General features: G+C 61.8%; 7 protein-coding genes. 3 read left to right on the top strand and 4 right to left on the bottom strand.

Going from position 1 to position 8,263, the window contains the following annotated elements; all coding sequences use genetic code 11:
• Window positions 1-22 precede the first annotated feature (22 nt).
• Complete coding sequence (locus MESS2_RS27555; protein ID WP_008877883.1) at window positions 23-1,696, bottom strand: ABC transporter substrate-binding protein; 1,674 nt, start codon at window positions 1,694-1,696, stop codon at window positions 23-25.
• Between the two features lie 233 nt (window positions 1,697-1,929).
• Between MESS2_RS27555 and MESS2_RS27560 the strand changes: the two genes are divergently transcribed.
• A complete protein-coding gene (locus MESS2_RS27560) occupies window positions 1,930-2,751 on the top strand; it encodes a helix-turn-helix transcriptional regulator (RefSeq protein ID WP_244440099.1) in 822 nt (273 codons plus the stop codon).
• 111 nt (window positions 2,752-2,862) lie between these two features.
• Complete coding sequence (locus tag MESS2_RS27565; RefSeq protein WP_008877885.1) at window positions 2,863-3,762, top strand: proline iminopeptidase-family hydrolase; 900 nt, start codon at window positions 2,863-2,865, stop codon at window positions 3,760-3,762.
• Between the two features lie 68 nt (window positions 3,763-3,830).
• On the opposite strand, the gene MESS2_RS27570 is transcribed toward MESS2_RS27565, so the two are convergent.
• Genes MESS2_RS27570 through MESS2_RS27580 form a run of 3 tightly spaced genes read right to left on the bottom strand, consistent with a single transcriptional unit; the run spans window position 3,831 to window position 6,093 of the window.
• Window positions 3,831-4,148: a nuclear transport factor 2 family protein gene (locus tag MESS2_RS27570; protein WP_008877886.1), complete on the bottom strand. Its 318-nt coding sequence runs from the start codon at window positions 4,146-4,148 to the stop codon at window positions 3,831-3,833.
• Window positions 4,145-4,921, bottom strand: a complete 777-nt coding sequence (locus MESS2_RS27575) for an esterase family protein (RefSeq protein ID WP_040594146.1) — start codon at window positions 4,919-4,921, stop codon at window positions 4,145-4,147. Before MESS2_RS27575 ends, MESS2_RS27570 begins: the two co-directional genes overlap by 4 nt.
• 5 nt (window positions 4,922-4,926) lie before the next feature.
• On the bottom strand, window positions 4,927-6,093 hold the full coding sequence (locus MESS2_RS27580) for an ATP-grasp domain-containing protein (RefSeq protein ID WP_008877888.1): 1,167 nt from the start codon (window positions 6,091-6,093) through the stop codon (window positions 4,927-4,929).
• A gap of 403 nt (window positions 6,094-6,496) precedes the next feature.
• Between MESS2_RS27580 and leuA the strand changes: the two genes are divergently transcribed.
• Window positions 6,497-8,263: 2-isopropylmalate synthase (gene leuA, locus MESS2_RS27585; RefSeq protein WP_083918706.1), on the top strand; the 1,767-nt coding region annotated here is incomplete at its 3' end.

Raw genomic sequence — 8,263 nt, forward strand, 5'->3', positions numbered from 1 at the left:
GCACCGTTCCGCCGTGGCCGGATCACTCAACCCATGACTGGCTCATGATCCAGTAGAATTGCGGACTGAAGACGAAGTTCTTCAACCGCGGCGAGATCAGGTCGATGCGCTTCGGCGTGAAAAGCACGGCTACCGGTGCCGCGTCGGTGACCGCCTTGTCGACGGCCGTCCACAATTCCGCGCCCTTGGCCGGATCCGCGATCGTGGCGGTCTGGGCTTCCACCATCTTCTGATCGATCGCCTTGTCGCAGAAGCCTGAAATGTTGACCGAGGCATCCGAACCGGGGTTGAACGACGCGCAGCTGAACAGGACTTGCAGGAAGTTTGAGGGCTTCGGATAATCCTGGAACCATTGCGAGACCGAAATCTGCACCTTGTTGTTGGTGTTCTGGATGTAGGTGAACTGGATATTCTGCGAGATCGGCTTGACCGAGGTCTTGTAGCCAAGTCCGTTCAGCACGTCCTGGAGATAGATACCGATCGACTTCGACACTTCGGTGTCCTCGGTGATGATTGTCACCTCCTGGCCCGCGGTGCCGGAGGCGGCGACCAGCGCCTTGGCTTTCTCCAGGTCAGGCGCCGACCATTTCTCGCCGGGATTGGCGGTGAACGGGCAATAGGGCGCGTAGGAGGGGAAATCCGGAGGCAGGATCTGGCAGGACGGCTGCGCCAGATTGCTGCCGCCGAACAGCTTGACGACGGCCGCCCGGTCAATGGCATAGTTGACCGCCTGCCGGACACGGATGTCGTTGAATGGCGCCAGATTGGTGTTCATCGGCGCATACCACATTGCCGTCAGCGGATGCACGGACACCTGCTTGGCATATTTGGTGCCCAGTTCCGCCAGCCGGTCGGCCGGTGGAGGGTCGAACATCCAGTCGGCCTGGCCGTTCTCCACCGCAGTGACCGCCGCCTCGTCGTTGAGCCCGAAGCCATAGTCTATCCCGTCGGGATAGCCGGCCGGCTGTGCCTCCTTGCTCCATTCCTTGAAATGCGGATTGCGCACCATCTTGAGCAGGCTGTTAGGATCGTAGCTGGCGATCATATATGGTCCGGTGCCCGCAATGGGCACGGTGCCGGTGTCCTTGAGCGGCGCCTCGGCGGGCAGGATCGCCGCATGCGGAATGGAGATCTTCTGCAGGAAATCGGGATCGGGCGCCACCAGATTGAAGGTAACCGTGCCTGCCGCCTCATCGGCGACGACGCCCCCTTCGAGCGTGCAGGTCGCCGGCGTCTTGAGACATTTGTCGGCGCCGACGATGCCGTTGTAGAGCGTGCCCGTCGTCGGACCGCTGATCTTGAACATGCGCTGGAACGACGCCACCACATCGGCCGTGGTCAGGTCCGACCCGTCCGAGAACTTGATGCCCTTGCGCAGCGTGAAGACGTATTTCTTGCCGCCGTCATCCGGCTTGGGCAGGCTTTCGGCCAGATCGGCGACCACCTCGAAGCCGGTCTTGTCGCCAGTCTTGCGGAAGGTCACCAGCCCGTCATAGAGGATGTAATTGATCTGGAAATATTGCAGCGTGTAGTTGATATGCGGGTCGATCGTACCGGCCGCGGCGTTGGCAAGGAGCTTGAGCGTTCCGCCAGCCTTGCCTTCCTGCGCGGCGGCGCCGGTCAGAGGCGCCATCAGCGTGAGGCCGGCCAGGCCGGCACCGGCCATCATTGCACTGAAAACCTTCCGGGATCGCATTGTCTTGCTCCTCTAGGGAAGTGGGTGATTGCAAACCGCGACGGACGCCAGGTGGCAAGCGCCGGCGGACCGTAATCCATCGCACATAGCCTATGGCGCGACAAACCAGCCGGGATAGCTGTGAATTAAGATAGTTTTGGACCTCCAAGCCCCTCAGAACAAGCAAGCCGCGCTCGCGCTTTGCTTATTTGTTGAGCATTCCGCGAATATGCCCGTTTGACAAACATTAGCGGGTGAGTAAGCTTTTGCTCATGCAGGGCCTGTCCGGCGATTTCGAAAGTGAATTTCATACGGGAATGCGCGTCGATGCCGCGATGGCGGCAGCGATGCGCGTGCTCGCACCGGCCGGGTTCACCTCGTTGATCTACGACTATACGCCTGTCCCGGTCAGCCATGACGGCGAGTTGATCACGCCGTCGCTGATGGCGCTCGCCAATGTGCCGTCCGACATGCAGGACCTCTGGTGCAAGGGTGGCTACTACCAGCTCGATCCGGTGCAGGAGGCGGCGCTCGCGGTGTCACGGCCGTTCCTGTGGTCGCACAGGGGATCTCAGAGCCCGGTCATGCGGCGCATCCTGCAGCGCAAGCATGATCCGGTGATAAGCTACCTCCTGGACACCAAGATGACATGCGGCGTGACGGTGCCGATCCGCTTCGACGGCGGCGATCTCGCCACCTTCACCGCCATCCGCCTCGATCCGGAGCCGGATTTCGAAGTCGAGGCGCAGATGTTGCTGCCCGGCATTGGCGACCTCGGACATTTGTTCCACGATTCCGTCTATGCCGGCTTCGATCAGCGGACCAGGACAAGCCAATATTTCCACCTGACTTCGAGGGAACGCCAGTGCCTGAGCATGGCGGCTTGCGGGTTGACGGCCAAGCAGATCGCCCATGAAATCTGCCGCAGCGTGCCGACCGCGACGCTGCATCTCAACGCCGCCAGCCGCAAGCTCGGCGCCCGTAACCGCTTCCACGCCATCGCCTTGGCGGCCCACTACCGGTTGCTCGGACCGATCAGCCAGGGCCAAAACCTGTCCCGGCACCATCAAAACTAACGTTATTGCTAGCTGGTCGCCTGCCGGTCCGCCTCTATACCCTTTGCCGCGAACAACGTCGGAGACCGCTGATCGACGGTCGCTGCCGAGCCAACCGGGTGGAGGGACATAATGAACGATCTTGCGGTAGCGGAAGGTTTCAGCGCCTACGGGGCCTACAAGACCTGGTACCGCGTGACGGGAGACCTGGGCTCGGGCAAGCCGCCGCTGGTTGTTGCCCATGGCGGGCCTGGCTGCACCCATGATTATGTCGACAGCTTCAAGGATATTGCCGGCTTCGGCCGCGCGGTGGTCCACTACGATCAGATCGGCAACGGGCGCTCCACGCATCTGCCGGACAAGGGCGGGGACTTCTGGACGGTCGAATTCTTCCTCGGCGAACTGGACGCGCTGCTCGACCATCTCGGCATCCGGCAGAGCTATACCCTGTTGGGGCAATCCTGGGGCGGCATGCTCGCCGCCGAGCACGCGGTGCGCCGGCCGCCAGGCCTCAAGGCGCTGGTGCTCGCCAACTCGCTCGCGTCAATGAAGCTGTGGGTCGAAGGCGCGGGGCAGTTACGCGCGGAACTGCCGGCGGCGGTGCGGCAAGCTCTCGACCAGCACGAAGCCGACGGGACGATGGACCATCCGGATTACCTCGCGGCGACCCGGGCATTCTACGACCGGCACGTCTGCCGCGTCATCCCATGGCCGGCCGAGGTGGCGCGCACCTTCGCCGCCATCGACGCCGATCCCACCGTCTATCACACCATGAACGGTCCCAACGAATTCCACGTCGTCGGCACCATGCGCGACTGGACGATCATCGACCGGTTGCCATCAATCGAAGCGCCGACACTTGCCTTTCGCGGCTTTTATGATGAAGCCACGCCAGCCTGCATCCAGCCCTTCCTCGACCGCATTCCCACGGTTGAAGGCCATGTCTTCCCGCAATCGAGCCACATGCCGCATGTCGAGGAAAGGCAGGATTGCATGGCTGTCACCGAGGCGTTCCTTGCCCGCCATGACTGACCGCCGTTTCGCGCGATGGCGCGAACAGCAGCAGGAGATTTCTTCGCCGCCGGGATCAATTGCTCGGTTCAAGTAATCACCAGGCTGGAGATGAGTTCGCCGTCCAGCGTGAAGGTCATGTCGCCCTCGCCGTTGAAGCCATTGCCCTTTACGGCAATGCGGACCTGATAGGTGTCGTCCACAGCTGCGACGCGGACAATGCTGAGATGGGACTGCACGCCGATATTGTCCGACTGGTTCCAGCGCGCGATCTCTGCGCGCCCGTTGAAGGTGCGGCCCCAGTCGCTCAGCAACGCATCCGCCGTGAACGTGTCGAGAAACGCCGCGGTGTCGCCTTCATTAGTGGCCTCGACGAAGCGTCGGATGGGATCGGGCGGGGCCGTCAATCCAGCCTGTGCATCAGGTCGTCATCCAGCCAGCGGGCGAAGAAATAGACCAGTTGCTTGTGCCACCATGGCCAGTCATGGCTGACATCGCCTCCCCAATAGTCGACCCAGGCGGGAATGGACTTTTCGCGCAGCACCTGTTCCAGCGCCCGTGTCTCGACCAGCATCCGTTCTTCCCATGCCCCCTGCCCGCAACAGAAGATCAGCCTCAGCGCCTTCAGCCGGCCGAGCAGTTTCTGGTCGACGATGCCAGGAAGATAGTCGAGCGGCGAGTTGAAGAAGATGTTGCCGTCGAGCGCCTCTCCGAAGAAGTCGCGGGTCGAATAGACCCCCGACAGCGCAATCACGCCGCTGCCCAGTTCCGGAAATCGGAAGACGAAGTTCGACGCATGATAGCCGCCCATCGAACAGCCTGAAAACAACGGCTTCAGCGTGCGTCCGCCATTGGCCTCGGTCGCTGTAGATAGAACTTCCGGCATCGCCTCTTCGCGCACATAGCGGAAATAGGCTTCGTGGCGGGCGATGCGGTCGGCCGGGTCGGCATGCTTGGCGAAGAAGGATTCCGAATCGATGCCATCGAGGGTGAAAAGTTGGACGCGGCCGGTGTCGATGAACTCCGAAAGCGCTGCGACCCCGCCGGAATCCTCAAACTGGTAGAACCGTCCTTGCGAGGTCGGAAACACCACCACAGGCCGCCCGGCATGGCCGTAGCGCTTGTATTCCATGTCGCGGCCAAGGTTGCGGGCAAAACCCTTGTGATAGGAGATATCCATCGGCCTCACGCCTTTTCCGCGTGGATGTAGCCGACCGCTTCGCGCAGCGCTTGGGCGTCTTTCGATCGCATCTGATAGGCGTAGTTTCCCATGGCGCGGCTGAAAACCTCTTCTATGGCCTGATGGTGGACGATCTTGTCGCCATGGGCGGCTAGCACGTCGGCATGGCTGTGCAAATAGTCGAGGTGCCGCTTGCGGCTGGCATAGGCGGTGAAATACTTGCCCTTGTAGGGACCGCCGGCGGCATCCCTGACCACCATCTCGGCCCACGCCGCATAGACGTCGATGTCGAACGTGTAGTTGATGGCGTCGGTCATCCAGGCGCCGGGTGGCCGCATGTTGACCTCCAGCGCGATGATGCGGTTGTCCTTCGTCTCGAACAGCTCGATATGGAAGAAGCGCTCGCGCACATCGAATGCCCGGAGGATCTTCCGGCCTGCCTCCTCCACCGCCGGGCTGATCTCGGGAAAGCAGGTGTAGCTCATATGGCGGTCGCGGTTGACCACCTCCATGACGCTCTGGTCGTAGCGGTGGCTGGCGGCAAGCACCACCTTACCGTCGCGGTTGACCAGGCCGTCGAAGGTGACCACCAGCCCTTCGATGAACTGCTCCATGACGAAGCTGACATCTTCCGGCTTGTCCTTGAAGAACTGGTCGAGTTCCCTCGTATTTGAAATCTTGAAGGTGTTCGAGGCGCCGGAGCCGGAATCCGGCTTCACCACCACGGGATAGCCGACGCGGCGGATAAAGGTCATGGCGCCGGCCCGGTCTGAGCATTTGCGCTGCGGTATGGTCTCGACGCCGCTCTTGCGGAAGAAGGCGCGCATGCGGCTCTTGCGCTTCAAATTCTTCACGAAATCGAGTTTGGTGCCAAAGATGTTGAAGTCGGTACGGATGTTGGCTTCCAGTTCCAGCCAATGCTCGTTGAGCGACTCGAAGCGGTCGATGCGGCCCCATTTGTGGATGAAATGGCCCATCGCCCGGAACACCGGCTCGTAGTCCTCCATGTCGGCGACGCGGTAATATTCCGACAGCGCCGTCTTCAGTTTTCCGTTCAGCGCTTCATAGGGCGCATCGCCGATGCCGAGCACAGTGGCGCCGGCCTTCTTCAGCCGGTCGCAGAAGTCGGCGCCATTGGCCGGAAAATGCGGCGAGAAGAACACGAAATTCACAGACGACCTCCCCCGGCATTGTCGCCAAGTCGACAGCCCAGTCTGGCGCATTTGCACCGTGTGGGGAAGAGCGAGCGCGCCGCGCCGCCAGGCAACCCACTTGCCTCCCACAACCTGCTCCTGTATGAGAACCGCCATGAACACGCGCGTTCCCTTCGTCGCTTCCCGTCAGACCGGCTTTGCCGGCGAGACCGTGCGCGCGCTTGCGTCGACCCTGCTGCTTCTCGGCCTTATCGGCGATCGCCGGGTTCGCTGAAGGAGCGCCCGGCGGTCGAACCGCCGCTCACGCGCACGCTCCTTGGCCAAATTGGCAGTCACATCAAACGAACGAAACTTTGGTAAGGCGCCGCTCGGCACCAATTCCGCCTGAAGGCGGGTCTGCGAGCCGCCGGGAGAAACGACGATGAACGCACGAGAAGATATCCGCGATGGCGGGGAACCCATGGCAAAGGGCATGCAGGAAGCAGCCCGGGGCATGCCGGAGGCAGCCCGGGGCATGCCGGACGCTGCCCGCAAATATCAGCCCTATCCGACCGTTGGCCTCACCGACCGCACCTGGCCTTCGAAAATCATCGACAAGGCGCCGATCTGGTGCTCGGTCGACCTGCGCGACGGCAATCAGGCGCTGATCGACCCGATGGGCCACGAGCGCAAGGCGCGCATGTTCGGCCTGCTGCTCGACATGGGCTTCAAGGAGATCGAGATCGGTTTTCCCTCGGCCTCGCAGACCGATTTCGACTTCGCCCGCTGGTGCATCGAGGAGGGCAATGTGCCGGCCGACGTCTCGCTGCAGGTGCTGGTACAGTGCCGTCCCGAACTGATCACCCGCACTTTCGAGGCGCTGAAGGGTGCTACCAATCCGATCGTGCATTTCTACAATTCGACCAGTGAATTGCAGCGTCGCGTCGTCTTCGAGAAGGACGTTGCCGGCATCAAGCGGATCGCCACCGACGCGGCCAAGATGATCACCGACATGGCGGCCAAGGCCGGCGGCGGTTACCGGTTCGAGTACTCGCCGGAGAGCTTCACCGGCACCGAGCTCGACGTGGCGCTGGAGATTTGCAACGCCGTCACCGAGATCGTGAAGCCGACGGCGGACAACAAGCTGATCATCAACCTGCCATCCACGGTCGAGATGTCGACGCCCAACATCTATGCCGATCGCATCGAATGGATGTGCCGCAATCTCGATATCAGAGAAAACCTGCTCATTTCACTGCACCCGCACAATGATCGCGGCACCGGCATCGCCACCACCGAGCTCGGCCTGATGGCAGGCGCTGATCGCGTCGAAGGCACCCTGTTCGGCAATGGCGAGCGCACCGGCAATGTCGACATCGTCACCCTGGCGCTCAACATGTACACGCAAGGCATCGATCCCGAACTCGATTGCTCCGACATCAACCGGATGAAGGACGTCTACGAATATTCGAACCAGTTGAAGATCCCGGAGCGCCATCCCTATGTCGGAGAACTCGTCTACACGGCCTTTTCCGGCTCGCACCAGGATGCCATCAACAAGGGCATGAAGGCGCTGCGCAAGGCCAACACGCCGCACTGGGAAGTGCCTTATCTGCCGATCGATCCGGCCGATGTCGGCCGCAACTACGAGGCAATCATCCGCATCAATTCGCAATCCGGCAAAGGCGGCATCGCCTATGTGCTGCAGGCGGACTACGGCCTCCATTTGCCGCGCAACCTGCAGATCGAATTCAGCCAGGCGATCCAGGCGATCACCGATGCCGAAGGCAAGGAGGTGCCGGTCAAGCGCATCCACGAGCGCTTTCTCGACACCTATATCGACCAGCCCGGCGCGCGGCTGAAATTCCTCGACCACAACACCTATCCGGACACCGAAACCAAGGGCCGGCGCGTGGTGGAGGCGATCATTCTCGACAGGGGCAAGGAAGTGACTATATCAGGCACCGGCACCGGCCCGATCGACGGCTTCGTCGATGCGCTGTCGCGCCATGTCGGCGTTGAGATGTCGGTGCTCGACTATTCCGAGCATTCCATGCAGCGCGGCTCCAATGCCTCGGCCATCTCCTATGTCGAGATGGAACATCCCGGCGGCAAGCTGTTCGGCGCCGGCATCAACACCAACATCGTCGCCGCTTCGCTGGAAGCCGTGGTTTCCGCCGCCAACCGCATCATCGGCCGCAAGGCGGGC

The organism is Mesorhizobium metallidurans STM 2683 (assembly GCF_000350085.1).
GTDB classification, from domain to species: Bacteria; Pseudomonadota; Alphaproteobacteria; order Rhizobiales; family Rhizobiaceae; genus Mesorhizobium; species Mesorhizobium metallidurans.